This is a genomic window from Paenibacillus konkukensis, from assembly GCF_023523925.1.
Classification (GTDB): domain Bacteria; phylum Bacillota; class Bacilli; order Paenibacillales; family NBRC-103111; genus Paenibacillus_S; species Paenibacillus_S doosanensis.
Map to the genome: position 1 here is coordinate 7,597,004 of NZ_CP027059.1, position 26,511 is coordinate 7,623,514.

29 protein-coding genes are annotated in these 26,511 nt (G+C 51.2%); all 29 read left to right on the plus strand.

From position 1 onward, the window contains the following. The first annotated feature begins 16 nt into the window (after positions 1-16). The 29 genes from SK3146_RS33210 (at position 17) to proS (ending at position 26,439) form a co-directional block, all read left to right on the plus strand. Positions 17-379: a response regulator gene (locus tag SK3146_RS33210; RefSeq protein ID WP_249862812.1), complete on the plus strand. Its 363-nt coding sequence runs from the start codon at positions 17-19 to the stop codon at positions 377-379. Between the two features lie 89 nt (positions 380-468). After that, a complete protein-coding gene (locus SK3146_RS33215; protein WP_249862813.1) occupies positions 469-1,071 on the plus strand; it encodes a flagellar biosynthetic protein FliO in 603 nt (200 codons plus the stop codon). Between the two features lie 41 nt (positions 1,072-1,112). Then, a complete protein-coding gene (gene fliP / locus SK3146_RS33220; RefSeq protein WP_249862814.1) occupies positions 1,113-1,829 on the plus strand; it encodes a flagellar type III secretion system pore protein FliP in 717 nt (238 codons plus the stop codon). Positions 1,830-1,863: 34 nt separating this feature from the next. Then, positions 1,864-2,133, plus strand: coding sequence for a flagellar biosynthesis protein FliQ (gene fliQ, locus SK3146_RS33225; protein WP_249862815.1), 270 nt, complete (start codon positions 1,864-1,866; stop codon positions 2,131-2,133). An 11-nt stretch (positions 2,134-2,144) separates the two neighbouring features. Then, a complete protein-coding gene (gene fliR / locus SK3146_RS33230; protein ID WP_249862816.1) occupies positions 2,145-2,924 on the plus strand; it encodes a flagellar biosynthetic protein FliR in 780 nt (259 codons plus the stop codon). A 33-nt stretch (positions 2,925-2,957) separates the two neighbouring features. Further along, on the plus strand, positions 2,958-4,049 hold the full coding sequence (gene flhB, locus SK3146_RS33235; RefSeq protein WP_249862817.1) for a flagellar biosynthesis protein FlhB: 1,092 nt from the start codon (positions 2,958-2,960) through the stop codon (positions 4,047-4,049). Positions 4,050-4,125: 76 nt separating this feature from the next. Further along, on the plus strand, positions 4,126-6,108 hold the full coding sequence (gene flhA, locus SK3146_RS33240; protein WP_434006923.1) for a flagellar biosynthesis protein FlhA: 1,983 nt from the start codon (positions 4,126-4,128) through the stop codon (positions 6,106-6,108). Next, the gene (gene flhF / locus SK3146_RS33245) at positions 6,105-7,466 is read left to right on the plus strand and encodes a flagellar biosynthesis GTPase FlhF (protein WP_249862819.1); all 1,362 of its coding nucleotides are present in this window, start codon (positions 6,105-6,107) and stop codon (positions 7,464-7,466) included. The genes flhA and flhF overlap by 4 nt, the downstream gene beginning before the upstream one ends. Beyond that, positions 7,459-8,358 (plus strand): MinD/ParA family protein, encoded by a 900-nt coding sequence (locus tag SK3146_RS33250; protein ID WP_249862820.1) that lies wholly within the window; start codon positions 7,459-7,461, stop codon positions 8,356-8,358. Before flhF ends, SK3146_RS33250 begins: the two co-directional genes overlap by 8 nt. A gap of 44 nt (positions 8,359-8,402) precedes the next feature. Beyond that, on the plus strand, positions 8,403-9,554 hold the full coding sequence (locus SK3146_RS33255; protein ID WP_249862821.1) for a protein-glutamate methylesterase/protein-glutamine glutaminase: 1,152 nt from the start codon (positions 8,403-8,405) through the stop codon (positions 9,552-9,554). Positions 9,555-9,613: 59 nt separating this feature from the next. Further along, on the plus strand, positions 9,614-11,689 hold the full coding sequence (locus SK3146_RS33260; protein WP_249862822.1) for a chemotaxis protein CheA: 2,076 nt from the start codon (positions 9,614-9,616) through the stop codon (positions 11,687-11,689). Positions 11,690-11,743: 54 nt separating this feature from the next. Next, the gene (locus SK3146_RS33265) at positions 11,744-12,205 is read left to right on the plus strand and encodes a chemotaxis protein CheW (protein WP_249862823.1); all 462 of its coding nucleotides are present in this window, start codon (positions 11,744-11,746) and stop codon (positions 12,203-12,205) included. 5 nt (positions 12,206-12,210) lie between these two features. Further along, the gene (locus tag SK3146_RS33270; protein WP_249862824.1) at positions 12,211-12,831 is read left to right on the plus strand and encodes a chemotaxis protein CheC; all 621 of its coding nucleotides are present in this window, start codon (positions 12,211-12,213) and stop codon (positions 12,829-12,831) included. Continuing rightward, the gene (locus SK3146_RS33275; RefSeq protein WP_249862825.1) at positions 12,828-13,322 is read left to right on the plus strand and encodes a chemotaxis protein CheD; all 495 of its coding nucleotides are present in this window, start codon (positions 12,828-12,830) and stop codon (positions 13,320-13,322) included. The genes SK3146_RS33270 and SK3146_RS33275 overlap by 4 nt, the downstream gene beginning before the upstream one ends. Positions 13,323-13,325: 3 nt before the next feature. Then, entirely contained in the window at positions 13,326-13,754 is a 429-nt protein-coding gene (locus SK3146_RS33280; protein WP_249862826.1) for a hypothetical protein, read from the plus strand. 18 nt (positions 13,755-13,772) lie between these two features. After that, positions 13,773-14,558: a FliA/WhiG family RNA polymerase sigma factor gene (locus tag SK3146_RS33285; RefSeq protein WP_249862827.1), complete on the plus strand. Its 786-nt coding sequence runs from the start codon at positions 13,773-13,775 to the stop codon at positions 14,556-14,558. A gap of 21 nt (positions 14,559-14,579) precedes the next feature. Further along, a complete protein-coding gene (locus SK3146_RS33290; protein ID WP_249862828.1) occupies positions 14,580-15,986 on the plus strand; it encodes a flagellar assembly protein A in 1,407 nt (468 codons plus the stop codon). A 35-nt stretch (positions 15,987-16,021) separates the two neighbouring features. Further along, positions 16,022-16,342, plus strand: a complete 321-nt coding sequence (locus tag SK3146_RS33295) for a hypothetical protein (RefSeq protein ID WP_249862829.1) — start codon at positions 16,022-16,024, stop codon at positions 16,340-16,342. 102 nt (positions 16,343-16,444) lie between these two features. Continuing rightward, positions 16,445-16,966: a hypothetical protein gene (locus SK3146_RS33300; RefSeq protein ID WP_249862830.1), complete on the plus strand. Its 522-nt coding sequence runs from the start codon at positions 16,445-16,447 to the stop codon at positions 16,964-16,966. Further along, positions 16,953-17,447, plus strand: a complete 495-nt coding sequence (locus SK3146_RS33305; RefSeq protein WP_249862831.1) for a hypothetical protein — start codon at positions 16,953-16,955, stop codon at positions 17,445-17,447. The genes SK3146_RS33300 and SK3146_RS33305 overlap by 14 nt, the downstream gene beginning before the upstream one ends. A 205-nt stretch (positions 17,448-17,652) precedes the next feature. After that, complete coding sequence (rpsB, locus tag SK3146_RS33310; protein ID WP_249862832.1) at positions 17,653-18,351, plus strand: 30S ribosomal protein S2; 699 nt, start codon at positions 17,653-17,655, stop codon at positions 18,349-18,351. A 92-nt stretch (positions 18,352-18,443) separates the two neighbouring features. After that, positions 18,444-19,094: a translation elongation factor Ts gene (gene tsf, locus SK3146_RS33315; protein ID WP_249862833.1), complete on the plus strand. Its 651-nt coding sequence runs from the start codon at positions 18,444-18,446 to the stop codon at positions 19,092-19,094. Positions 19,095-19,288: 194 nt separating this feature from the next. Continuing rightward, positions 19,289-20,014, plus strand: a complete 726-nt coding sequence (gene pyrH, locus SK3146_RS33320; protein ID WP_249862834.1) for a UMP kinase — start codon at positions 19,289-19,291, stop codon at positions 20,012-20,014. A gap of 5 nt (positions 20,015-20,019) precedes the next feature. Beyond that, positions 20,020-20,574, plus strand: a complete 555-nt coding sequence (gene frr / locus SK3146_RS33325; protein WP_249862835.1) for a ribosome recycling factor — start codon at positions 20,020-20,022, stop codon at positions 20,572-20,574. Between the two features lie 59 nt (positions 20,575-20,633). Beyond that, entirely contained in the window at positions 20,634-21,401 is a 768-nt protein-coding gene (locus tag SK3146_RS33330) for an undecaprenyl pyrophosphate synthase (protein ID WP_249862836.1), read from the plus strand. Between the two features lie 20 nt (positions 21,402-21,421). Next, the gene (locus SK3146_RS33335) at positions 21,422-22,219 is read left to right on the plus strand and encodes a phosphatidate cytidylyltransferase (RefSeq protein ID WP_249862837.1); all 798 of its coding nucleotides are present in this window, start codon (positions 21,422-21,424) and stop codon (positions 22,217-22,219) included. Positions 22,220-22,238: 19 nt separating this feature from the next. Continuing rightward, positions 22,239-23,375: a 1-deoxy-D-xylulose-5-phosphate reductoisomerase gene (locus SK3146_RS33340; protein WP_249862838.1), complete on the plus strand. Its 1,137-nt coding sequence runs from the start codon at positions 22,239-22,241 to the stop codon at positions 23,373-23,375. 188 nt (positions 23,376-23,563) lie between these two features. Continuing rightward, positions 23,564-24,820: an RIP metalloprotease RseP gene (rseP, locus tag SK3146_RS33345; RefSeq protein WP_249862839.1), complete on the plus strand. Its 1,257-nt coding sequence runs from the start codon at positions 23,564-23,566 to the stop codon at positions 24,818-24,820. Positions 24,821-24,987: 167 nt separating this feature from the next. Further along, the gene (proS, locus tag SK3146_RS33350; protein ID WP_249862840.1) at positions 24,988-26,439 is read left to right on the plus strand and encodes a proline--tRNA ligase; all 1,452 of its coding nucleotides are present in this window, start codon (positions 24,988-24,990) and stop codon (positions 26,437-26,439) included. Positions 26,440-26,511: the final 72 nt, after the last annotated feature.

Sequence of the window (26,511 nt, forward strand, 5' to 3'; positions counted from 1 at the left end):
GGAGGACTGTTCACCCATGGCAAACCGAATTTTAATTGTAGACGACGCAGCATTTATGAGAATGATGATCCGCGATATTTTAACCAAAAACGGATATGAAGTTGTGGGCGAAGCCAACGACGGAGCTCAAGCGATTGAAAAATTTAAAGAAGTGCGTCCTGACCTTATCACTATGGATATTACCATGCCGGAAATGGACGGAATCGCGGCGTTGAAGGAAATTAAGAAAATCGACCCTAACGCTAAAGTCATCATGTGCTCGGCTATGGGGCAGCAGGCGATGGTTATCGACGCTATCCAGGCAGGCGCTAAAGACTTTATTGTCAAACCGTTCCAAGCGGATCGCGTCATCGAAGCGATTAAGAAGACGTTGGGATAATGGATGGTACATAGGGGAGAGTCTTACATGAGCCGAAAGGAATGTGAATGTTGAACAGACTCGCAACCAGACTAGCTTCGTTTATCATAATGGGGATGCTTCAAGTTGCCGGTTTCTCGATGATTTGCTACGGGGAACCCGGCGCTTCATCCGACCAGACGCCGGCCGTCTCTCCGGATTTTGCTTACCCGGGGGCGGATACTTCAAGTACGGCATGGATGATTTTTAAAGTTATTTTTTTTCTTATTGTTATTATCGGAATCTTCTTTGTAATTATTAAGTTTGTTTCGCAAAAAAACAAAATTTTGTTCGGGCGTTCGCTGCGTTCGTTGGGCGGAGTTCCTCTAGGACCGAATAAATCGATTCAAGTGGTCGAAATCGGCAAATCTCTCTATATTGTCGGCGTAGGAGATAACGTGCAGCTGCTGGAGAAGATTGAGGATGAGGAAGAGGCGGCATATATTACCGAGATGCTGACCAGCAGCGCTATGAACGCGCCGGCTTTTGAAACGCTGAGCGGATGGCTCGGCAAGCTTGGCAAGAAACGGGATCAAACGGAAGAAGCGGATATTACCGCTTCCTTTCAGGAAGTCTTTCATCACAAGATGCAGCATTTGTCCGATCGCAAGAAGCGGGTCGACGAGCTCTTGTCGGATGATAATAACAAGGATCGGTTGAATGATAAACCATGAAATTTAAGGCCATTGCCCTTACCCTTACAACGTTGTTCGCAATGAGCGTTTTGTGGACTTCACAAGCTTATGCGGCAGATCCGATTCCCGGCATTAATATTGATATTGGCAGCTCCGACGGCACTTCAGGGGCTTCCAATACGATCAATATTATACTGCTGCTTACGGTGCTCAGTATCGCGCCTGCCATATTGGTGCTGATGACCAGCTTTACGAGAATTATCATTGTGCTCGGATTCGTCCGCACTTCGCTCGGGACGCAGCAGATGCCGCCGAATCAGGTGCTTGTCGGACTCGCTTTGTTCCTGACCTTCTTCATTATGGCCCCGACCATAGGGGATGTGAACCAGAATGCGCTTCAGCCTTATTTGAAGGGGGAGCTGAGCCAAACGGCCGCTCTTGATAAAGCTTCGGTATCCGTGAAGAAGTTTATGTTTCAATATACGAGGCAAAAGGATTTGAAATTGTTTCTGGATTATTCCAAGGCCGCCCCGCCTACGGGAGTGGAGGATACGCCGCTGACCGCGCTCGTTCCGGCTTACGCCATCAGCGAAATGAAGACGGCGTTTCAGATGGGATTCATGATCTTCATTCCTTTTCTCATTATCGATATGGTCGTCTCAAGTACCTTGATGGCCATGGGGATGATGATGCTGCCGCCGGTAATGATCTCGCTGCCGTTTAAAATCTTGTTATTTATTTTGGTGGACGGCTGGTATCTGGTCGTGAGGTCCTTGCTGCTTAGCTACAACACATGATCGACATTTTAGGCCATGCAGGAGGAGAAGGTTCATGAGTGCCGAGTTTGTCATTAGATTGGCCGGTGAGGCCGTCTATACGGTCTTGAAGGCCAGCGCTCCTATGCTTGTCATTGGGCTGGTAGTGGGGCTTGTCATCAGCATATTTCAAGCGACGACGCAAATCCAGGAACAGACGCTGGCGTTCGTACCGAAAATCGTGGCGGTATTGCTTGCTCTGCTGCTTTTCGGACCTTGGATTTTGACGACACTGGTTGATTTTACTTCCAACCTGTTCACGAACTTATATAAATTTATCGGCTAGGCTGTGAGTAGATGGAATGGCTAACGCAATATTTACCTGGCTTTATGCTCTTTTTTTGTCGCATCACCTCGTTTTTTGTCGTAGTGCCAGTGTTTTCGGCCAAAAATGTGCCGCAGTCGTTTAAAATCGGGCTTTCCTTTTTCATTACGTTGATGGCCTTCCCGCTGTTCGGCATGTCATCGCCGATATCGTTCGATTCGCTGTATTTGCTATCGGTTTTTCGCGAAATTCTGGTAGGCTTGCTGCTCGGTTTTGTCGCGTATTTGTTTTTCACCATCGTCCAGGTGGCCGGCGCGCTCATCGATATGCAGATGGGCTTCGGACTCGCTAACGTGATCGATCCGATGACGGGGGCGCAGAGCCCGATTCTCGGCAATTTGAAATATGTGCTGGCGATGCTGTTGTTTCTTTCTTTCAACGGGCATCATTTGCTGCTTAAAGCGATTATGGAAAGCTACGAATGGATACCGTTGTCGAACGAGCTGTTCGCCAAAATGTACAGCGGGCAAATTGCGGAGTTTTTGGTTAAGACGTTTTCCAGCGTATTTACGCTCAGCTTTCAAATGGCTGCGCCGCTGATCGTCGCCTTTTTCCTGACGGATGTCGGTCTCGGCTTTTTGGCCCGGGTAGCCCCGCAGTTCAACATTTTCGTCGTCGGGATGCCGCTCAAAATTTTGGTCGGCTTCATGCTGCTGATTCTGTTGTTTCCCGGCTATGAGTTCGTCTACAAAGATATGTTTACCGCGATGCTGGATGCCATGCAAAAGTTTATCGGTTTGTTTCAAACATAATTCGGTTTAATGGGTTAAGCAGGGGGACTGGTTGTGGCAAGTTTTCGTTTGAAGCTGGATTTGCAATTGTTTTCTCAAGAAAAAACGGAACGGGCCAGCCCCAAAAAACGGCAGGAATCCAGGCAAAAGGGGCAAGTCGCGAAAAGTATGGAAGTGCCCGCCGCCTTCATTTTGTTTTTTGCGTTTTTAGCCTTTATGATTTTCGGCGGATACATGAAGGATCAGCTGATACATGTATTCCGTTCCATCTTTTACGACTATTTGACGTGGGACATTACAATCGAAAACGTCATCGTATTGTTCAAGCAGTTATTCGTGCAGAGCCTGCTTATTATCGCCCCTGTGCTGCTCGTCACCGTCGTCATTGCGATGTTCAGCAACTACGTGCAGATCGGCGTACTGTTTACGGGCGAGCCGTTAATGATGAAATTCAATAAGATCAACCCGATCGAAGGGGCCAAGAAGCTTTTCGCGATGCGGGCTTTGGTCGATTGCCTGAAATCGATTTTGAAAATGTCGATCATCGGCTATGTCGTTTACTCCACTTTATGGGCGGAGAAGAGCCAACTTATGGACTTGGCCCGGCTGCCGATCGAGAATGTCGTCATGTTCGCTTCATCCATTACGTTAAAGCTGGGAATGAAGATCGGGCTCGTGCTGATCGTTCTGGCGCTGCTCGACTATATGTATCAGAAATACGAATTTGAGAAAAGCATCCGCATGTCCAAGCAAGACCTTAAAGACGAATACAAGAAAACGGAGGGCGATCCTCTTATTAAAGGGAAAATCCGCGAGCGGCAGCGAAGGATGGCTATGCAGCGCATGATGCAGGATGTTCCCAAAGCGGACGTTATTATAACGAACCCGACGCACTTTGCGGTGGCGCTCCGCTACGACGCCAAAAACATGCAGGCCCCTACGGTGATCGCCAAAGGTACGGATTATATCGCTTTAAAGATTAAACAAGTCGCCAAGGAGCACAAGATCATTACGATGGAAAACAAGCCTTTGGCCCGCGCGCTGTACGCACAGGTGGAGATTGGCGAAGCCATCCCCGCCGATTTGTTTCAGGCCGTCGCCGAAGTATTAGCATATGTGTACAAAGTAAAAGGAAGAGCCAACTAATTTGCGTAAAGGAGGACATCTGCAGGTGAGAATAAAAGACCTGGTCGTATTAATAGGCATTATCGGCATTATCTTGATGATGGTTGTCCCTGTGCCCATATGGTTGCTGGATGTCCTGCTGATCATTAACATTTCGATTGCCCTGCTGATTATTCTGGTAGGCATGAATACGCAGGATGCGCTGCAATTTTCGATTTTTCCTTCATTATTGCTGATCACCACTTTATTTCGATTGGCCTTGAACGTATCGACCACCCGGAATATTCTCGCTAACGCCGAAGCCGGTAATGTGGTCAAAACCTTTGGTTCCTTTGTTGCGCAAGGCAACATTGTTGTCGGTTTCGTCGTGTTTATCATTCTGGTATTGGTCCAGTTTATCGTCATTACCAAAGGTTCTGAGCGCGTTGCCGAGGTAGCCGCACGCTTTACGCTCGATGCTATGCCAGGCAAACAGATGAGTATCGACGCCGATTTGAATGCCGGTCTGATCAACGAGCAGCAGGCGAAGGAGCGGCGGGAAAAAATTTCCCGCGAGGCGGATTTCTACGGGGCGATGGACGGCGCCAGCAAGTTCGTCAAAGGAGACGCGATCGCAGGCATCATCATTTTGATCATCAACATCCTCGGCGGCTTGATCATCGGGATGACGATGAAGGGGATGGATCTTTCCGAAGCGGGCAAAGTGTATTCGATTCTGACGATCGGGGACGGTTTGGTCAGCCAAATTCCCGCGCTGCTCATCTCGACGGCAGCCGGCCTAATCGTGACGAGGGCTTCGTCGGAAGGCAACCTGGCGCATGATCTGACTACGCAAATTTTGTCCTATCCGAAGCTGCTGTACATTGTGGCCGGTACGATTACCGTGCTCGGCATTTTTACGCCGATTCATTTGATTACGACGCTGCCGATCGCCGCCTTGCTCGCGTTTGCGGCGATGAAGATGCAGCAAAACTTGACGAAGAAACAGGAGCAGGAAGAACAATTGGTGGAAGAGCAGCAGATCGAGGAAGTGCGCAGCCCGGAGAGCGTCATCAGCTTGCTGCAGGTCGATCCGATCGAGTTCGAATTCGGCTACGGCTTGATCCCGCTGGCGGATACGCAGCAAGGAGGCGACTTGCTGGACAGGATCATCTTGATCCGCAGACAGTGTGCCCTGGAGCTCGGGCTCGTCGTGCCGGTCATCCGGATTCGCGACAATATTCAATTGAAGCCGAACGAATATGTTATCAAAATCAAAGGGAATACGGTAGCACGCGGCGAGCTTCTGCTTAACCACTATTTGGCGATGAGTCCCGGCATCGACGACGACTCGATTATGGGGATCGATACGCTGGAGCCGGCCTTCGGCCTTCCGGCGCTGTGGATCGACGAAGCGATGAAGGAGCGCGCGGAACTGTCCGGTTACACCGTTGTCGATCCTCCGTCGGTCGTGGCCACGCATCTTACGGAAATTATCAAGAAGCATGCCCACGAGCTGCTTGGCCGCCAAGAAACGAAGGCGCTTATCGAGAATGTCAAAGAAAGCTATCCGGCGCTTGTCGACGATCTGATCCCGAACGTATTGTCTACGGGCGACGTGCAGAAGGTGCTCGTCAAGCTGCTGCGCGAGAAAATATCGATTCGCGATCTGGTGACCATATTGGAGACGTTGGCGGATTACGGAACCTATACGAAAGATCCGGAAATATTGACGGAGTACGTAAGACAAGCGTTGTCCAGACAAATTACGCAGCAGTTCGCATCGGGAAGCGATTCTCTCAAGGTTATAACGGTCGGGCCGTCTCTTGAGAAGAAGATTGCGGAATCGGTGCAGCAATCCGATCAAGGCAGCTATTTGGCGATGGATCCGAATTCTACGCAGATGATCTATCAGCGAATTACCGATCAAGTCACGAAGCTGATTCAATCCGGCCAGCAGCCGATCGTCCTCACGTCGCCGACGATCCGGATGTATTTAAGGCAGCTGCTGGAGCGGACGATGCAGGATATTCCGGTGCTATCCTACAGCGAACTCGAACCCAACGTAGAAATCCAAAGCATGGGGGTCGTTAATTTATGAGAGTAAAACGCTATGTCGTTGATTCGATGCCGGACGCTCTGCAAAAAATACGAACGGATCTTGGAAAAGACGCCGTTATTCTAAATACGAAGGAAATTCGTTCCGGCGGATTTCTCGGTATGTTCGCGAAGAAGAAGATCGAGGTCATTGCGGCTACGGACGCGGGGGCCGCTTCTTCCGCGGGAGGATTCAGCGAGCCTAAGCTTGCTAGCGCCAAACCGGCGGCGGCCAAGGCGGCGATGATATATCCGGATGCCGCCGCCGCTTATTCCAGGCCCGTGAAGGCCGTGCCTTCGGTTCCGGCAGCGAAGCCGGGGCATGCGGCGGCCGATCAGGCTGCCGTGCTGTCGTTTCCGGAGGTGCCCGATGTTCTAGTTCCGTCATCGGCACAGCCGGCCCCCGCACCCGTACCGAGAGCCGCTGCGGCGGTCCGGAGCCAGGAACCGGCTTCAGATGCGGCTTCAGGCAATCGGGGCCAGGATGATCTGCTGCTGCAGGAAATGAAGCAGATGAAGGAATACATGTATAAATTGTCCGTTCAAGGAAGCGGTCAAGCTCAGCTCGACCCGGCCTTGGAACAAATACAGCAGCGGCTGCTTCAGCAGGAAGTCGATCCGGAGCTCGTCCAGCGGATCGTCGCGGCGGCTTCGGAGGAAGCGGCCGCAGACGAAGCGGGAATCACGGAGCTCGGCGTCCGGCGCTCGGTGAAGCGGCAGTTGCTTGAGCTGTTTCCGGATAAAGGCGGCAAGCCGTTATCTCCCGGGACGCAAATCGCGCATTTTGTCGGCCCTACCGGCGTAGGCAAAACGACGACGATCGCCAAGCTGGCCGCTGAGCAGGTGCTCAAATACCAGCGCAAAGTCGGCTTCATTACTTCCGACACGTACCGTATCGCCGCCGTCGAGCAGCTGAAAACTTATGCGACGATACTCAATGTGCCGCTGGAGGTTGTATTTTCTCCCCAGGATTTGCCGAAGGCATTCGAGCAGCTTAAAGATTGCGACATCATTTTCATGGATACGGCCGGCAGAAATTTTCGCAACGAGATGTACGTATCCGAGCTGAATTCCCTGCTTCAATCGGGCGGCCGGAGCGAAACGTATCTGGTGCTCAGCATGACGACCAAATACAAGGATATGAAGGCTATCACCGATAATTTTTCCAAGTTCAAGCTGGATAAAGTGCTGTTTACCAAGCTGGACGAAACGGATTCGTTCGGCGGTGTCATCAATCTTGTGCATGATTTCCAGCTGCAGCTGTCTTATGTCACGAACGGGCAAAGCGTTCCCGACGACATCTTCACATGGGAGGAGCGGCAAATCGTCGATCTGATTTTGGGGGACGACGGCAATGAGTGATCAGGCGCAAGGGCTTCGAAACCTTATTCTTCATCAAAGCCGGCAACAAGGCCGGCAGCAGCCGCAGCCGCAGCAGGAGAGGGCAACGCGAATTATGACGGTAACCAGCGGCAAAGGCGGGGTCGGCAAGTCGAACTTTACGCTGAATTTTGCGCTGGCGCTGCAGAAGAGGGGATATAAGGTGCTCGTGTTCGACGCCGATATCGGACTTGCGAACATCGATGTGCTGATGGGGGTTTCGGCCAAGTATAATTTGTACCATCTTTTGAAAAAAGAAAAAACGATCTGGGAAATTATTCAAAAAGGCTATAACGATCTGCAATTTATAGCCGGAGGCTCGGGGTTTCACGACCTGCTCCGCTTGACGGAGGACCAGCTTAACGATTTTGCCGAGCAGGTGCAGAAGCTGAACGGAACGGTCGATTTTATCCTGTTCGACACTGGAGCGGGATTGTCCAAAGAAACTTTGAAATTTATATTGGCTGCGGAGGAAACGATCGTCGTTACCACACCGGAGCCTACTTCCATCACGGATGCTTACGCCATTATCAAGATGGTTAATTCGATGAATGAACCGGTACAGTTCAGGCTGGTCGTCAACCGGGTGGTCGATTGGAAGGAAGGGAAGCAGACGGCGGAGAAGATTAGCATGGTAGCGAGACAGTTTCTTCAGTTGGACATTCCGACGCTCGGATATGTTCAGGATGACGCTCATGTATCCAAGGCGGTCAAAAAACAAATTCCGTTTATGGTGGAATATCCGAACTGTTCCGCTTCCCAATCGCTGGGCAGGCTGGTGGATGATTTTATAGCCAAACAATCTCCCGGCGAGCAGCATGGGGGCGCTGTCAAAGGCTTCATGTCCAAAATGCTCAAATATCTCCGATATTAGCATCCTCTTTACCAACAAATCAGACAACCTGGAGGAATGAAAAGATGAGAACCTATGACGTGCTCGTTGTCGATGATTCCATTTTTATGAGAAAAATCATCTCCGATCTGATCGCGGAGGATCCTCAATTCCGGGTGGTGGCAACGGCCAAAAACGGCAGGGAAGCTGTAGAGATGGTCAAAAAGCTGAAGCCGAATGCGGTCACGATGGATATCGAAATGCCTGAAATGAACGGGCTTGACGCCCTCAAAGCCATTATGACGGAGCATCCCACTCCTGTCATCATGCTGAGCAGCCTGACGCAGGAAGGGGCCAGAGAAACAATCGTCGCTCTGGAGCGGGGAGCCGTCGATTTCGTAGGGAAACCTTCGGGCTCGATTTCGCTCGATCTGCATAAGGTCAAGACGGCGCTGCTGGAGAAGCTTCATATGGCCGTTACAACGAATGTAAGTAAATTTTCGGCCAATCCGCTGCGGACAAGGCTGCTGAATAAGCCCAAGGCAACGGAGAACGCGCCGTGGAAGCCGAAGCCGCCGTTCACGGAAAAGCCCGCGCCTCCAAAGGTTGTGCCTGCCGCTCCGACCGTACCCTTGGCCGCATCATCGGCATCGGCTCAGGTAACGCAGCTTGTGGCGATCGGGACTTCAACGGGAGGGCCGCGGGCGCTGCATCAGGTGATCTCGGCCATACCCGCTCATTTTCCGGCGCCGGTCGTTATCGTTCAGCATATGCCTCCGAATTTTACCAAGTCGCTCGCGCAGCGGCTCGATTCCGTATCCGAGCTGCATGTTATGGAAGCGGAGGACGGAATGATTTTGCAGAACGGTTCGGCTTACGTGGCTCCGGGCGGCTACCATATGATGATTGCTCGGAGCGGCCCCGGGGCGTACCGGATTTACTTAAGCAAGGAAGACCCGCGAAACGGGCACCGTCCTTCCGTGGACGTGCTGTTTGAATCGCTGCTGCCTTTGAAGGAGCTCAAGCGGCATATCGTTCTGATGACCGGTATGGGAGCGGACGGGGCCAGAGGAATGCTTGCACTAAAAAAAGCGGGAGCCGTAACCACCATTGCCGAGTCGGAAGAAACCTGCATCGTTTACGGAATGCCGCGCGCTGCCGTCGAGCTGCAGTGCGTTACGCATATACTGCCGCAACAGGAAATTGCCCATCAGTTAACCCGAGCGGTAGTCACTTAAGCTCAAAGGTACATGGGTGTACATATAGGGTTGGATTACATTGACGGAGGTGCGTGGTTATGGAATTGAATCAATACTTATCGATGTTTATTGACGAATCCAAGGAACATCTGCAGGCGATGAACGACAATTTGCTCAGCTTGGAAGCAAGTCCGGAGGATGTCAGTATCGTCCATAATATTTTCCGTTCGGCCCATACGCTTAAAGGGATGTCGGCGACGATGGGGTTTGAAGATCTGGCTTCCTTGACCCACGAAATGGAAAATGTGCTCGATCTGGTGCGCAATCATAAGCTGAAGATGGACTCGTTCATTTTTGACTGGATTTTCAAAAGCCTCGACGCGCTGGAAGCGATGGTGGAAGACATTATCCAAGGCGGCACAGGCAAGCTGGACGTTTCGGAGATTGTTGCCGCATTGAAATCGATCGTCAGCGGCGACTATTTGAAGGGCGGAGCTTCTACGGCGGCAGCAAGCAAGCAGGAAAAGCAGCAGGAACCGCTGCTGGATGAATTTCAGCTCTCGATTATTCAGCAGTCGATTGAAGCGGGCCTGTCCGTTTGTCTGATCGAGGTCACCATTCGCAAAGATTGCGTTCTGAAAGCGGCCAGAGCTTATATGGTATTCAACGTATTGGAGCAGCACGGGGAAGTGATCAAGTCCGCTCCGTCCGTAGAAGATATCGAACAAGAGCGTTTCGACGACAGCTTCTCGGTGTTCTTCATCTCTCATGCGGACAGGGAAACCTTGGAGAAGCAGGTGTCGAGCGTATCCGAGATTGAAAAGGCGACGGTTACTCCGCTTGATCAAGCCAAGCTCGACGAGCTGATGAATTCGCCCGTACAAGCGGCGCAGGCGGAGGTGGCGGCGGCGGTTGCCGAAGCTCCCGCGGCGCCTGCAGCGGAAGCGCCGAAGGCTTCGGGCTCCGCTCCTGCGCAGTCGGCCGGGACTAAAAAGCCGGCGGCCGGAGGCGGCGCTCCCGTAGCCAACCGTACGATTCGCGTCGATATTGAACGTTTGGATACGCTTATGAACCTGTTCAGCGAGCTGTTGATCGACAGAGTACGGCTGGAGCAGCTGGCGAGCGAAGTGAAGCGCAGCGATTTGACGGAAACCGTGGAGCATATGACCCGCGTCAGCAGCGATTTGCAAAACATCGTGCTGAAGCTGCGGATGGTTCCGATCGATACCGTATTTAACCGATTCCCGAGAATGATTAGGGATGTGGCCAAAACACTCGATAAAAAGGTCGATTTGATCATTACCGGCGCGGACACGGAGCTGGACCGCACGGTCATCGACGAAATCGGCGACCCGCTCGTTCATCTGCTCAGAAACTCCGTCGACCATGGGGTCGAGCCGGTGGCCGACCGAATTGCCGCAGGCAAGTCCGAGACGGGAACGATTAACTTGCGAGCGTATCATAGCGGCAACCATGTGTTCATCGAGATCGAAGATGACGGGCGTGGCATTAATCGCGAGAAAGTGCTCGGCATCGCCGTGAAGAACGGCGTCGTCGGGCAGGATCAGGCAGCCAGAATGACCGACGAGGAAGTATATATGCTCCTGTTCGCTTCCGGCTTCAGTACGGCGGATAAAATATCGGATATCTCCGGCCGGGGCGTCGGACTCGACGTCGTCAAAACGAAGATCGAAAGTCTTGGCGGAACCGTCCAAGTCGAGTCCAAATGGGGCAGAGGTTCGAAATTTTCCGTTCAGCTGCCGCTTACGCTCTCGATCATATCGGCGATGCTGGTACGGATGAGCAGCGAGAAATACGCTATCCCGCTATCTTCCATCGTGGAAACGGCGGCGATCAAGCCGGAGCAAATCCGGGTCGTACACGGCAATAAGATGATCGATTATCGCAACAGCATGATTCCGCTCGTACCGCTCGATAAACTGTTCGATGTGCCGAACACCGGGGAGAGCGCGGCAGGAGATACGCAGATCGTTGTGATCCGCAAAGGAGAGAAGCTCGCGGCTCTGGTCGTAGACGAGTTTATCGGCCAGCAGGAGATCGTCTTGAAGTCGCTCGGCAAATATTTGACCAATTTGTTCGCGATATCCGGAGCCACCATATTGGGCGACGGGCAAGTGGCGCTGATTATCGATACCAATGCTCTAATCAAATAACGCGGGTTACTGCGTTATACATACGGTTTTATCATTTTAAGGGAGGCGCGGAATATGGGAGAGGAAATCAAAGTCATCGTTTTTGCACTGGCTGAGGAAGAATACGGGGTCGAAGTAGAGCAGGTACGCACGATTGAGCGCATGCAGCCGATGACGCGCGTGCCGAAAACGCCGGATTTTGTTAAAGGCGTCATCAATCTGCGCGGCGTCGTAACGCCGGTTATCGATCTGCGCGGCCGTTTCGGCTTTCAAGAAAGCGAATATACCGACAGTACCCGCATAATTATCGTATCCGTCAAAGATATCGAGGTCGGCTTGATCGTCGATTCGGCTAACGACGTAATCGACGTAGATACCGATAACATCGACGATCCGCCGGAAATCGTAGGAGGCATCAAGGCCAAATACCTGCGCGGCATCGCCAAGGTGAACGATACCAGGCTGCTCATCCTGCTTAATTTGGAAGAAGTCTTAAATAAGAATGAAATCATCCAATTAGAAAACCTAGAGGAGTAACCTAAGTGGAATTATTCAATCGGTTGGCCGAATTTCAAATGGATGTGTTGAAGGAAGTCGGAAATATAGGAGCGGGGCATGCAGCCACCGCATTGTCGAAGCTGCTCGACAAACCGGTCGATATGCTCGTTCCCAAAGTCAGAATCGTCGCATTTGAAGAAATTGCCGACAGCGTGGGCGGTGCCGAGGAAGTCGTCATCGCCATCTTCCTTCGGGTCGAGGGAGAGACTCCGGGCAATCTGTTCTTTATTATGACTTTGGAGTCGGCCAAAAAATTGCTGCGCAGTCTGGTAGGAATTGTGGCGACTCATGACGAAAATTATACAGATATGGAACTTTCTGCTCTGAGCGAAATCGGCAACATTTTGGCGGGATCGTATTTGTCTTCGCTCGCCGACTTTACGCAGCTGTCGATGACGCCGACCGTACCGGCTTTGGCTATTGATATGGCCGGAGCGATTTTAAGCTTCGGTCTTATCCAATTCGGTCAAATGGGAGATCACGCGTTGCTGATCGATACGAAATTTCTCGACGGCAGCGAAGAGGTGAAAGGCCATTTCTTCCTTATTCCCGACCCGGAATCGTTCGACAAAATTTTTAAAGCCCTGGGAGTCGATACGCTATGATCCAGGACAACTACATCAAAGTGGGCATGGCCGATTTGAATGTAACTCACTTGACCGGTGTGCTCAAGACGACGGGATTGGGATCTTGCGTTGGACTTACACTCTATGATGCCAGAGCCAAAGTGGCGGGAATGGCGCATGTCATGCTGCCGACTTCGGAGATCGCTCGGGAAGGGAAGCTGAATATCGCCAAATATGCGGATACGGCCCTTCCCGATATGATCCGCAAGATGGAAGAGCTAGGCGCGGTCATAGGCCGGATGGAAGCAAAAATGGCGGGAGGCGCGCAAATGTTCGCCTTCGGCGGCAGCTCCGATACGATGCGAATCGGACCCCGCAACGTCGAATCGTGCAAAGAGATGCTGAAACGCTATGCGATTCCTCTGAAGGCCGAGGATACGGGCGGCAATTACGGCAGAACGATCGAATTTGATTGCGTAACGGGAGTCCTTGTAATAAGAAGCGTTCAGCAAGGAGTGAAAGAACTTTAGCTTATGATAGGAACCATTAGATGGAATTTCATAATTGGCCTCATCTCGCTTGTAATCACGTTCGGCTGCTCCATTGTACATAATATTTGGTTGACCAGTTTCATCCGAAGCGTATACAGCTTCATTATTGTGTTTGCCATCGTGTTTTTGTTCCGGTGGGTCCTTGGAACGGTGGCCGGCTTCAATCAGCTGGCCTCGGCGGAATCCGCGCCGCACGCCTCCGAGGAAGAAGGCAAAGGGACGGCGCTGGACTTAACGACCCCGGACGAAGAAGCGTCGCTGCATCAAATGCTAAAGGGCTCCCCGGAATCCAATGCCTCTGCCGGCGATTCAAGCTTCGAGCCGCTGAATCCGCCTAAGCTGTCGAGCAGGATGAACAACGCAGAACCCGGAGAGATGGCGCAAGCGGTACGTCGCATGACGGAAGAATAAGGGTGGTGACAACCGGTTATGATTCAAAAAAACGCACATTTACCGAATATCGATAGGTGGAGGCAATGGAAGGAATTTGGCCTGCTTGAAGCCAAACAGTCTCTCATTGAGAGCTACCTCCCTCTCGTGGAATATGTTTCCAACCGTCTGTCCGTCGGGCTGCCCAAAAATGTATCCAAGGATGATTTGTCCAGCTACGGCATTATGGGATTAATCGATGCCATTGAGAAATTTGATTATAAGAGAGGGCTTCAATTCGAAACCTATGCTTCTTGGCGAATTCGCGGAGCTATCATCGACGGGCTGCGTCAGGGTGATTGGGTGCCCCGTTCGGTTAGGGAAAAGTCGAAAAAAATTGAAGAGGCTTATCAGAAGCTGGAGCAGCAGTATTTGCGTTCGGTAACCGATTCCGAAATTAGCGCTTATCTGCAGGTCAGCGAAGCCGAGTTTCAACAAATGGTTCAGGAGATTGCGGTAACGACCGTTTGTTCCATTGACGATCCGATTCGGGAGGAAGATTCGGAAACGAGGCTTTCATTGTTGGTTGACGAGAAGGCTAAGAATCCTGAATATAAAGTGAATGAGTTTTATTTGAAGGAGACGTTATCCAAGGCGATTGAAAGGCTGACGGAGAAAGAAAGAACGGTCGTGTCCCTGTTTTATTACGAAGAGTTATCTTTGAGTGAAATTGCGGAAGTCATGAACTTGTCGCCGTCGCGAATCTCCCAGCTTCATTCCAAAGCGATTCTTCGTCTGCGCGGTTCGCTCGGCCGCTTTAAAACACAGTTATTTCAAGAATCCTAATGGAAGAAAGTGGGGGGAATAATGAGTGAAGCTGTGATGCCTTTAAGTTATTATGTCGAGATTACTTTATCGGATGATAAGCTGCAGGCGTTTCTGCAATTTAAAAACAGCGAAGAAGGGCTTTCCGTCTCTCTTGCAGAGCTGGAAGAGGTGCTGAGCTCTTATAAGATTTCCCATGGAATTGACCGCGAAATCCTGAGTCGGATCGCAAGCGATCCCAAGTCCTTCTTTCGCGGGAAAACGTTAATAGCGCAAGGGACCCCGCCGCTGCACGGCAAAGACGGATTTATCCGCATGACGTATGAATTAACGGACGACGCCAAAAAGCCTGTGGAGCTGGAAAGCGGCAAAGTCGATTTCCGCGAAATTACGTCGATCAACAATGTGCGCAAGGGCCAGCTGCTTGCCGAACGGATTCCGCCTACGCAGGGGATTCAGGGCAGAGCGGTGACAGGGGAGTCGCTGACGGCTAAGGACGGGAAGGAAGTGCGAATGAAGGTCGGGAAAAATGTCGTTACCGATCCCGAGCAGAAAGCGCTCTATGCGGCGATCGACGGCATGATCTGCAAGACGGACCGCGGCAAAATCAACGTGTTCCCTATTTTCGAGGTCAACGGAGATGTCGATTATAATATCGGGAATATCGATTTTGTCGGCTCCGTCGTCATTCGGGGAAATGTGCTTAGCGGATTTAAAATCAAGGCGTCCGGAGATATCCGCATTACCGGAAGCGTCGACGGAGCGGATCTCGAAGCGGAAGGCTCGATAGAGATCAGCGCCGGCATTCTGGGGCATAACAAAGGAGTGATCCGGGCCGGCAACCGGGTGAAAAGCTCGTTTATCCAGGATGCGACGGTCATTGCGGACGAAGTGCTCGTTACGCTAAGCATTATGCATTCCAACGTCCGCGCGGCCAAAAGCGTAGTATGCAAAGGGACGAAGGGGCTGATTGTCGGGGGCACGATTCAAGCCGGAGAACAGGTCACGGCAAGAACGATCGGCAACTCAATGTCCACCGCAACCGTGATCGAGGTCGGCGTCTTGCCGGAGCTGCGCAACGAGCTGGGGCAGCTCAGAAGCCAGCTCAGAGCGGTTAACGAGAATTTGGACAAGACGGGCAAAGCGCTTGTGCTGCTCGACCAGATGGCGGCCGCCGGACAGTTAGCACCCGATAAGATGGCGATGCGCATTAAGCTGAACCATACGAAGAAGCAAATTACCGAGGAACAGTCGCAGATGAGAGAGCGCATTCTTGAGATCGAGAAGTCGCTTGAAGACTCGGACAATGCGACGGTGGAAGTCGTTTCTACTATATATGGAGGCGCCAAAATCGTCATCGGGCGGTATACCAAATTTATTAAGGATTCGGTTTCCCATGTTAAGTTTCAGCTTGCCAACGGGGATATAGCGATGTTCCCGATCGCGTAACGGAAGCGTTTTATCCTAGCTTAGGAGGGGACGGAATGAGCCTCAGACCGGTTGAACTGCAGATTGCGCTGCATAAAAATGACGAAGCGGGAGCACGGCAGCATCATATGAATCATAAGCCGCAGCAGGACCAGACGATGTTGGCGGCGGAAGCGGTTAAGCAGGCGGAGAAAGAGCGGCAGACGACGGGGGTCAGCGAGCAGATTCATCATGCTTCCGTAAAGGATAAGCCTAGAGATAAGCAGGGCGGATCAGGCGGAAAACATGCGGGGAAACGGAGCGCGGCGGAGGCCGGACCGTCTGCGGAACGCGGCGAGCACCCTTTTAAAGGCAAGCATATCGATCTTTCCCTCTAACAGAGGCATCAGACATCTAGCAGAAATAAGGTGAATCGTTTGAATCAACCCTGGGTGTACATCGTTTTGATAGGCTTAATTATTATCGTTTACGCCAAAATTATGCCTAGAACAAACGGCTCCAAGGAATTGCAAGGCCCGACGATAGGCGAAATCGAAGAGACGATGGAGCATTTCGCCGCGGAGCTGGAGGAACAGAATGAAGCGCTCATCCGTCAGCTGGCGGAGACGACAAGAGAATATGACGCCCAGTCCGCGAAGCTGGCTTCCAAAATCGACATGCTGGAGAAGCAATCTGTGCATACCGGCCAGGAGATCGCAAGGCTCAGCCTGGCAAATGAGGAGCTGCAGAAGAAGCTGGAGCGGATAACGGAATGGCAGCAGTCCGTGCTGCAGAACGCGGCGGCATTCCCGCAACCGTCGGGGGAAGCGGCGGCAGCCGTTGAAGAACCGCAGGCTTCGCATGGAATGAACATCAAAAAGCGGTATTCCGAGCTGTTTAGCATGTATGATCAGGGCAAATCGAGCGATTATATAGCTAAGAAGATGGGAATGAACAAAGGCGAAGTGAGCTTGATTATTCAGCTGGCCAAACAGGAGGAACAGTTGAATGTTCAAAAATAAATCGATGCTCTACGGTTTGGGAATCGGCCTTATTGCCGGATCTGCGCTGCTTCAGCTTATGAATTTTTCCGCGCCGGCGGCAGCGGTGCAAGGGCGGCAGGATGCGGACGACATGGACCCGCAGCAGTTGAAACAGGCGGCTTCCGTCTATTATCAGGTATACGAAAAGGATCAAAAGCTGTACAGCCAGTCCCAGGCCGATGTGCTCGTTCAGCAGAAGCTGAAGGAGAGTAGCGAACGGCAGACGGCGGCGGACGGCGCTAAGCAGCCTGAGAAGGAAGTCTACATTTATATAAGCAAGGGGATGAACGCAGGCGACGTGGCCGAGCTGCTGCTGCAAAGCGGCGTCATACCGGAGCGGAAACCGCTTGAAGACGAAATGTGGAAACAGCGTCTAAACGACAAGATTGTAGCGGGGCTTCACGTGTTCAAAGGTCCGCAGGAGCTTGCCCAAGTATTGTCCAATTTGACGTCACAGTAAGCTTAGCCTTTGATACAGGTTGAGCTTTTTGTTCTATTTATAGTAGATGTTGCATACGATTTTCAGTTGTGGTATATTTATTGACGGTGTTAAAACGCACGCTGGTCAATTCGCATAATGGTGCTCCCGAATGGGGGAGTTTTATGTCGAAAATGCGACTCGGCGGAGGAGACACAAAAAACCAATTTAGAGGAGGTGTGTGAAGATGGCAGTAATCTCCATGAAACAGCTTTTGGAAGCTGGGGTACACTTCGGTCATCAAACCCGTCGTTGGAATCCTAAAATGGATCGTTACATCTTCACCGAAAGAAACGGCATTTATATTATCGACCTGCAAAAGACGGTCAAAAAAGTGGAAGAAGCTTACAACTTCGTGAAATCCGTCGCTGACGAAAACGGCACGATTTTGTTCGTAGGCACTAAGAAGCAAGCTCAAGATTCCGTTGCGGAAGAAGCTGAGCGTTGCGGAATGTACTACATCAACCAACGTTGGCTCGGCGGTACGCTGACGAACTTCCAAACGATTCAAAAACGTATCGATCGTTTGAAGCTGCTTGAGAAATGGGAAGAGGACGGCACGTTCGAAGTTCTTCCTAAGAAAGAAGTTATCATCCTTCGCAAGGAAAAAGACCGTTTGGAAAAATTCCTTGGCGGAATTAAAAATATGAAGGGTCTTCCAAGCGCATTGTTCGTCATCGACCCTCGCAAAGAGCGTATCGCAGTTGCGGAAGCTCGCAAATTGGGTATCCCAATCGTTGGTATCGTTGATACGAACTGCGATCCGGATGAAATCGATTATGTAATCCCTGGTAACGACGATGCAATCCGTGCGGTGAAATTGCTGACAGCGAAAATCGCTGACGCAGTTATCGAAGCACACCAAGGCGAACAAACAACAGCTTAATAGCTGAATAGGGAAGGGTGGTTCAAAGGTGCAAAATCCTTTCACCGCCCTTTTTTTAGGGTACATAGTCTAATACTTAAGGAGGCCAAAACATGGCAGTGAATGCAGCATCGGTAAAAGAATTGCGCGAAAGAACGGGAGCAGGTATGCTCGATTGTAAAAAAGCGTTGGAAGAGGCTAACGGCGATTTGTCCAAAGCGGCTGATATCCTTCGTGAGAAAGGTTTGTCCGCAGCGGCTAACAAAGCGGGACGTATCGCTACGGAAGGTACTGTAGAATCTTACATCCACGCTGGCGGCCGTATCGGCGTATTGGTGGAAGTTAACTGCGAAACGGATTTCGTCGGCAAAACGGAACAATTCCGCGAGTTTGTTAAAGACGTAGCGATGCATATCGCCGCTTCCAGCCCGTTGTACGTTCGCCGCGAAGACGTTCCTCAAGACGCGCTGGACAAAGAGCGCGAAATCTTGACGGCGCAAGCTTTGAACGAAGGCAAACCGGCTAACATCGTACAAAAAATGGTAGAAGGCCGCTTGGGCAAATACTACGAAGAATACTGCTTGATGGAGCAGTCGTTCGTTAAAGATCCGGACAAAACGATCGCTCAGCTTGTCAACGAAAAAGTGGCGACGATCGGCGAAAACATCACGATCCGCCGTTTTGCCCGTTTTGAACTGGGCGAAGGCTTGGAGAAAAAACAAGAAAACTTCGCAGAAGAAGTTATGGCTCAAGTGAAAAAATAATAAGACTTGCCGTTTAGACGGCCCAGGTCTTTCGGTTTTACACTCTGAAAGAAAGTCTGCGGTGAATGATGGATTTTACGGGATGCATCATTTACCGCATACAAATACGGAAACAAAAACGTGGGAACACTTTGTGTTCCTTCTTTTTTAAACATAAACATTTCTTAGCTGCTTTACGAACGGGGGTAATAAGCTTGGTACAGCCTATCTTTAAAAGAGTCATATTAAAACTAAGCGGTGAAGCTTTGGCAGGGCAGCAGGGTTATGGAATCGATTCGGATATGATTTCTTCGATCGCCGCACAGGTGAAAGAAGTCGTAGACTTGAACGTGGAAGTGGCTGTTGTCGTAGGCGGCGGTAATATCTGGAGAGGGATTGCAGGGAGCGCCAAAGGAATCGACCGGGCTACAGCCGATTATATGGGTATGCTCGCTACCGTAATGAATTCACTGGCGCTGCAGGATGCGTTGGAGACGATCGGTGTCCCTACGCGCGTGCAAACTTCGATCACGATGCAGCAGGTTGCAGAACCTTACATTCGCCGCAGAGCGATTCGCCATCTGGAAAAAGGGCGCGTCGTCATCTTCGCGGCTGGAACGGGCAATCCGTACTTCTCCACTGATACGACGGCCGCGCTCAGAGCGGCGGAGATTGAAGCGGAAGTCATCCTGATGGCTAAAAATAAAGTAGACGGCGTCTATTCCGCCGACCCGTTCAAGGATTCGACAGCGCAAAAATTCGAAACGCTCACGTATATGGAAGTGCTCAGCAACAATTTAGGTGTGATGGATTCGACCGCTTCGTCGCTTTGCATGGACAATAATATTCCGTTAATCGTGTTTTCGATCACCGAGAGCGGCAACATCAAAAGAGTCGTTCTTGGCGAAAAAATTGGGACGATTGTAAAAGGGAGTGTTTAACGATTATGCCACAATCCATTAAAAAAAATGCGGAAGATCGCATGGAGAAAGCAGTCGGAGCCTTGAAAAAAGAGCTCGCCAGCTTGCGCGCAGGCAGAGCGACTCCGGCGCTGCTCGACCGGGTTCAAGTCGAATATTACGGGGCGATGACTCCAATTAATCAATTGGCTAATATCAACACGCCGGATTCCCGTACTCTTATGATTCAGCCGTGGGATAAAAGCTCGGTGAGCGCAATTGAGAAAGCGATTATGAAATCGGATCTCGGCTTAACGCCTTCCAATGACGGCAGTATGATTCGTATCGTGATTCCTGCCTTGACGGAAGAGCGCCGCGCCGAACTGGTGAAGATGACGCGCAAATACGGCGAAGAAGCCAAGGTTGCCATTCGCAATGTGCGCCGCGATGCTAACGACGACATCAAGAAGCTGGAGAAGCAAGGCATCTCTGAAGACGAGTCCCGCAAGCATCAAGAAGATATTCAAAAATTCACGGACAAGTTTATCGGCGAAGTAGACAAAACGTTAGCTGCCAAAGAAAAGGAAATTATGGAAGTGTAAAATATAGAAGACCCCCTTTCGAGGGGGCTTTTAGTCTTTCCTTAATGGAGGAAATGGAAATGATGCCTTTCAAAAAGTGGTTTGGAAGCAAGTCTCAGAACGAAGAATGGATTGAGCGTATCGATTCCGAGAATATTCCGAGCCATGTTGCGGTTATCATGGATGGCAATGGCCGCTGGGCCCAGAAACGCGGGCTTCCCCGTGTTGCAGGCCACCATTCGGGAATGAAAAATGTTAAGAAAATTACAATGGCCGCCGATGCCATCGGCGTGAAGGTTCTGACGATGTATGCTTTTTCGACGGAAAATTGGAAGAGGCCGAGGGAAGAAGTCGAATATTTAATGAAGCTTCCGCTCGAGTTTTTTCCGAAAGAGATCGACGAACTGATTGCCAACAATGTGCAGATTCGAATGACGGGCTGGCACGAAGGTGTTCCCGACTATACGATGAAAGCGATTCAGGACGCTATCGATCAAACGAAGCATAACACCGGACTGATCTTGAACTTTGCGCTTAATTACGGCAGCCGCCGGGAAATGCTCCAGGGAGTGAAGCGGCTTACAGAAGATGTCGTGTCGGGGAAAATATCTCTTGACGCCGTAGATGAAGCGATGTTCTCCAGCTATTTGCTGACCCATCCGCTGCCTGACCCGGATTTGCTTATTCGGACCAGCGGAGAACTGCGTATCAGCAATTTTTTGATGTGGCAGCTTGCTTATTCGGAGCTGTGGTTTACCGAATTATGCTGGCCGGAGTTTACGGAGAAGCACTTTTATGAAGCGATTCAAGAATATCAGCGTCGTGCGCGCAGATACGGCGGATTGTAACAGCTAATGGAGGAATAAACTTGAAGCAGCGAATTACGACCGGAGTCATTGCCGGATTAGGGTTTATGATTCTATTGTATTTGGGCACTTATTGGTTTGCCGGTTTAATCGTCGTGCTGTCTTTGATCGGCTTCGATGAGTTTTTAAAAATGAACGGGTTGAAAAGCTTCAGGCTGACAGCCTTGTTCGGATACATAGGAACCGTTTGCCTGACGATACCATGGAAGCTGTCCGTTACGGCTTCCATCGCTTCCGCCGACCGTCTGACGTGGATCTTTTTGTTTATCGTGCTTTGCGCAACGGTCGTATCCAAGAACAAAGTAACGATCGATCATGTTGCGATGATGTTCCTGGGTATGGTATATATCGGAATCGGCTTCCATTACATGATTGAAACCCGCATGGCGGAACATGGACTGTTTTGGACGCTGCTTGTCTTTTTTTGTATATGGGCGACGGATTCGGGAGCTTATTTTACCGGCTCGGCAATCGGCAAGACGCCTCTATGGCCGACGATCAGCCCGAAAAAATCCGTGGAAGGCTCGCTCGGCGGAGCGATATTGTCGGTTATCGTAGCCCTTTGCTTTTCCTTTGCATCACCGGAGCTGCTTTCATGGTCTCAAGCGCTGCTGCTTGGCGTTGTCATCGCCGTTGTAGGGCAGATGGGGGACCTGATTCAATCGGCTTACAAAAGGGTGAAGGGGATTAAAGATACGGGAGCTATACTGCCGGGGCATGGCGGCGTGCTGGATCGGGTCGACAGTTGGTTGATCGTTTTTCCGGCCGTTCATCTGCTTTCTCTCATCCCCCATGCATAATACGATTTAGAGGTGAAGCATGAAGCGAATTTCGATACTTGGATCAACCGGTTCGATCGGGACGCAAACATTGGATGTCATTTCTCATTATCCGGAGCAGTTTATTGTGGATGGGCTTGCCGGAGGGCATAATCTGAAGCTGCTTTCGGAGCAGGTCGGCAAGTTCCGCCCGCGCAAAGTATCGGTAGCTACAAAAGACCTGGCGGACGAACTGAAGACGCTTGTTCCTGCGGGGACTGAGATTTATTACGGAGACGAGGGCCTGCTGCAGGTCGCCGCGGGAACGGACGCCGATTTCGTCGTTACCGCTTTGGTCGGGAGCCAGGGGTTGCGGCCTACGCTGGCCGCCATCGAGGCGGGCAAGCAGATCGGCCTGGCTAATAAGGAGACGCTGGTTAGCGCCGGCCATCTGGTTACGGCGGCGGCGCAGCGCCGCGGCGTCAAGCTGCTGCCGATCGATAGCGAGCATTCGGCGATATTCCAATGCTTGAACGGGGAATCGATGAAGGATGTTCGTAAAATTACGCTGACCGCCTCAGGAGGATCGTTCCGGGATCGTACGCGCGAGCAACTGAAGGATGTTACGGTCGAGCAGGCGCTGCAGCATCCGAACTGGTCGATGGGCGCCAAAATTACGATCGATTCGGCGACGATGATGAATAAAGGGCTTGAAGTGATCGAGGCGCATTGGCTATTCGAAATGCCATATGATCGGATCGACGTGCTGATTCATCCGGAGAGCATTATTCATTCCTTTGTCGAATATGAGGATTGCAGCATTATCGCCCAGCTCGGCAACCCCGATATGCGGGTACCGATTCAGTATGCGCTAACATACCCGAAGCGAATGAAGACGCCGACGCAGCCGCTGAAGCTGGCCGAAGTCGGCAAACTGCATTTCCGGGAAATGGACTACGAACGTTATCCTTGCCTGCAGATGGCCTTCGATAGCGGCAGAGCGGGGGGCACGGCAACGACGGTATTTAACGCGGCCAATGAGGTGGCGGTCGACCGTTTCTTGAAGGGCGAGATTTCGTTTCTGCAGATCGAGGATGTTATCGCGAATGTGCTGAATAAGCATCAGATCGTCATGAACCCGGATCTTGAGGAAATTACAGCAGCCGATGCGTGGGCGCGAGAGGCCGCGCGGAGCTGACTTCCGTTTCTCTGTCCGTCGCAAAAATTACGGTTTCCCTAGCATCATTTCAGTGACAAAGTAATATGTTCATAACATGGCTTGGCTTGTATTCATATCGTAAATAATGTTAATCTTAATGAAAAGAACGAGCCCATCCATGGAACTGGTCTTTGACTAATCGCGATGCTTAAAGGGAGGACGTCCATTTGGCTACATTGCAAAATGCATTTCAAATCGTACTGTTATTTTTTGTCCTTGTAACGATACACGAATGGGGACATTTCTATTTTGCCAAAAGGGCAGGCATCCTGGTCAGGGAGTTTGCCATCGGCTTCGGCCCCAAATTGCTTTCGTTTAAAAAAGGGGAAACCCGTTATACGCTGCGTTTGCTTCCGATCGGCGGATTTGTCCGCATGGCCGGCGAGGATCCGGAAATCGTGCAGATCAATCCGGGCCAACGCATCGCGCTGGCTATGAACGGCAAAGAAGTAACGCATATTTATTTGAATGAATTTGATAACCGCTCCGACGCCGTTGTCGGCGTAGTGGAAGAAATCGATCTGGAACGCCGATTATTCGTCAAGCTGGATTTGGACGGCGAACTGAAGTCGTACCCGATCCATCCGCAGGCGATGATGGTCAGCAAAGACAAGGAGACGCAAATCGCGCCTTGGGACCGCCAATTCGGCAGCAAAACGGTGGGGCAGCGAGCCCTGTCGATCTTCGCCGGACCGATGATGAATTTTATTCTCGCTTTCGTCTTGTTCGTCCTCGTCGTCTTAATGGCCGGCGTGCCGGATAAAGTGAAAATTCAAAGCACAGTCGCCGGTTCTCCTGCCGAGAAGGCAGGGCTGGCCGCCAACGATATTATTTTGCAGGTGAACAACGAACCGATCGGAGCGGACCGCAATAAATTGACAACGCTCATTAAAGATTCGGTCAACAAGCCGATGATCTGGATTGTCGAACGCAACAAGGAGCAGCTGCGCAAAGAAGTGACCCCTGAGGATAAAGGCAACGGAGGCCTTGTCGGAGTAACATTGATGGCGGAGACGAGAAAGGCGAATGTGCTTGAGGCGGTGACCAACGGGTGGGACAGCTTGGCTACGGCAACGGTGTCCATTCTGGATAGCTTCGGCAAGCTTGTTACGCTGCAGTTCAAAATGGACGACTTGGGCGGGCCGGTGCGAATCGTCGAATTTACGAGCGAGCAGGCCAGCGCCGGTCTGGCGCAGTACACGTTCTGGGCAGGCCTTATGAGCTTATACCTCGGCTTGTTCAACCTGCTGCCGTTCCCGGCTTTGGACGGAAGCCGCCTTGTATTTCTCGGTTTCGAGGCGCTGCGCGGCAAGCCGGTCGATCCGAGCAGGGAGAGCATCGTTCATTTCGTCGGCTTTGCGATGTTGATGCTGCTTATGATCGCCGTTACTTATAACGATATTTTACGATTAATTAAAGGCTAGGAAAGCTTAGCTTATCTTACGAAGCAGCTTTGCCCTAGAAGCGTGGTGATCAAGTGGCCGGAGAGTCGGTAGCAAGTTGGAACAGCGCCAGCGATCGCCTTTGTAGACGGATCTTCCCCGCTTCAGGGGTTCCAGGAAAGAGAGTTTTTAGGAGGAGTCACGCCAAAATGTCCAAGGATAACAAACAGTTCGTAAAGGAGATTACGCCGCAAAGCGAAGATTTCTCCAGATGGTATATCGATGTCATCAAGAAGGCGGATCTCATGAGCTATTCGCCGGTAAGAGGATGCATCGTTTTCAAACCGGACAGCTATGAAATCTGGGAAAACATTCAGCGCGAGCTTGATGCCAGGTTCAAAGAAACGGGTCATCGCAACGCTTACTTCCCGATCTTCATTCCGGAGAGCTTTTTCCAAAAAGAGAAGGAGCATGTCGAAGGCTTCAATCCCGAGCTGCCTTGGGTAACCGAAGCCGGCGGCGAGAAGCTGGAGGAAAGACTGGCGATTCGTCCGACGTCCGAGACGATGATCGGCCATATGTACTCCGAGTGGATTAATTCGTACCGCGATTTGCCTTTGCTGATCAATCAATGGGCGAACGTGGTGCGTTGGGAGAAACGGACGCAGCCGTTCCTTAGAACGAGCGAGTTTTTATGGCAGGAAGGCCATACCGCTCACGAAGACGAAGCGGACGCGCGCCGCGAAACGATGCAAATGCTGGAGATTTACCGCGATTTCGCCGAAAATTTCTTGGCCATTCCGGTGATCGTAGGACAGAAAACGCCTTCCGAGAAATTTGCCGGCGCGGTCGATACGTATTCGATCGAAGCGATGATGAAGGACGGCAAAGCGGTGCAAGCGGGCACGTCTCACTACTTGGGCACTAACTTTGCGGTAGCGTTCGATATTAAATATTTGGATCGTGAAAACCAGCATACGTTCTGCCATACGACTTCCTGGGGCGTAAGCACCCGCCTGATCGGCGCGCTGATTATGGTGCACGGCGACGACAGAGGCTTGGCTTTGCCGCCTAAGGTAGCTCCTACGCAAGTCATTATGATTCCAATCGGGCCTCCTAAAACGAGAGAGCAAGTCGTAGGCCGCGTGAACGAATTGTTTGCCGAGCTGAAGCAAGCGGGCGTGCGCGTCAAGGTGGACGATCGTCCCGATCAAAGCCCTGGTTGGAAATTTAACGAATACGAAATGCGCGGCGTTCCGATTCGCGTGGAATTGGGGCCTCGGGATATGGAGAACGGACAAGTCGTCCTCGTTTCGCGTATTTCCGGTGAGAAGCGTATCGTCAAGCAGGAGAATTTTGTCGAAGAAATTCAAAATATGCTGGCGGAAATTCATCAACAAATGTATGATAGAGCTAAGCAGTTCCGCGATGAGAATTTCACGTCGGTAGACAGCTTGGATGAATTCAAAACATTCCTTGAGCAGAAGCGCGGCTTCGCGTTAGCCGGATGGTGCGGCTCCGATGCTTGCGAAGCTCAGGTTAAGGAAGAGACAGGGGCGACGAGCCGCAACATTCCGTTCGAACCAAGCGAGCATAAATCGACTTGTCTCGCTTGCGGAGAAGCTGCGAAGCATACCGTTGTGTTCGGCAGAGCTTACTAATTGAAGGCAAGTCTACAAGGGCAAATCGGAAAGCAACATCTCCTTTTTGCCCTTTCTATGTTTTATGGGGGA

Bases quoted from the DNA above. Each gene is read 5' to 3' on its own strand.
- SK3146_RS33210 (WP_249862812.1), top strand. From the start codon at position 17: ATGGCAAACCGAATTTTAATTGTAGACGACGCAGCATTTATGAGAATG.
- SK3146_RS33215 (WP_249862813.1), top strand. From the start codon at position 469: ATGGGGATGCTTCAAGTTGCCGGTTTCTCGATGATTTGCTACGGGGAA.
- fliP (WP_249862814.1), top strand. From the start codon at position 1,113: ATGAGCGTTTTGTGGACTTCACAAGCTTATGCGGCAGATCCGATTCCC.
- fliQ (WP_249862815.1), top strand. From the start codon at position 1,864: ATGAGTGCCGAGTTTGTCATTAGATTGGCCGGTGAGGCCGTCTATACG.
- fliR (WP_249862816.1), top strand. From the start codon at position 2,145: ATGGAATGGCTAACGCAATATTTACCTGGCTTTATGCTCTTTTTTTGT.
- flhA (WP_434006923.1), top strand. From the start codon at position 4,126: ATGATGGTTGTCCCTGTGCCCATATGGTTGCTGGATGTCCTGCTGATC.
- flhF (WP_249862819.1), top strand. From the start codon at position 6,105: ATGAGAGTAAAACGCTATGTCGTTGATTCGATGCCGGACGCTCTGCAA.
- SK3146_RS33250 (WP_249862820.1), top strand. From the start codon at position 7,459: ATGAGTGATCAGGCGCAAGGGCTTCGAAACCTTATTCTTCATCAAAGC.
- SK3146_RS33255 (WP_249862821.1), top strand. From the start codon at position 8,403: ATGAGAACCTATGACGTGCTCGTTGTCGATGATTCCATTTTTATGAGA.
- SK3146_RS33260 (WP_249862822.1), top strand. From the start codon at position 9,614: ATGGAATTGAATCAATACTTATCGATGTTTATTGACGAATCCAAGGAA.
- SK3146_RS33265 (WP_249862823.1), top strand. From the start codon at position 11,744: ATGGGAGAGGAAATCAAAGTCATCGTTTTTGCACTGGCTGAGGAAGAA.
- SK3146_RS33275 (WP_249862825.1), top strand. From the start codon at position 12,828: ATGATCCAGGACAACTACATCAAAGTGGGCATGGCCGATTTGAATGTA.
- SK3146_RS33280 (WP_249862826.1), top strand. From the start codon at position 13,326: ATGATAGGAACCATTAGATGGAATTTCATAATTGGCCTCATCTCGCTT.
- SK3146_RS33285 (WP_249862827.1), top strand. From the start codon at position 13,773: ATGATTCAAAAAAACGCACATTTACCGAATATCGATAGGTGGAGGCAA.
- SK3146_RS33290 (WP_249862828.1), top strand. From the start codon at position 14,580: ATGAGTGAAGCTGTGATGCCTTTAAGTTATTATGTCGAGATTACTTTA.
- SK3146_RS33295 (WP_249862829.1), top strand. From the start codon at position 16,022: ATGAGCCTCAGACCGGTTGAACTGCAGATTGCGCTGCATAAAAATGAC.
- SK3146_RS33300 (WP_249862830.1), top strand. From the start codon at position 16,445: ATGCCTAGAACAAACGGCTCCAAGGAATTGCAAGGCCCGACGATAGGC.
- SK3146_RS33305 (WP_249862831.1), top strand. From the start codon at position 16,953: ATGTTCAAAAATAAATCGATGCTCTACGGTTTGGGAATCGGCCTTATT.
- rpsB (WP_249862832.1), top strand. From the start codon at position 17,653: ATGGCAGTAATCTCCATGAAACAGCTTTTGGAAGCTGGGGTACACTTC.
- tsf (WP_249862833.1), top strand. From the start codon at position 18,444: ATGGCAGTGAATGCAGCATCGGTAAAAGAATTGCGCGAAAGAACGGGA.
- frr (WP_249862835.1), top strand. From the start codon at position 20,020: ATGCCACAATCCATTAAAAAAAATGCGGAAGATCGCATGGAGAAAGCA.
- SK3146_RS33330 (WP_249862836.1), top strand. From the start codon at position 20,634: ATGATGCCTTTCAAAAAGTGGTTTGGAAGCAAGTCTCAGAACGAAGAA.
- SK3146_RS33340 (WP_249862838.1), top strand. From the start codon at position 22,239: ATGAAGCGAATTTCGATACTTGGATCAACCGGTTCGATCGGGACGCAA.
- proS (WP_249862840.1), top strand. From the start codon at position 24,988: ATGTCCAAGGATAACAAACAGTTCGTAAAGGAGATTACGCCGCAAAGC.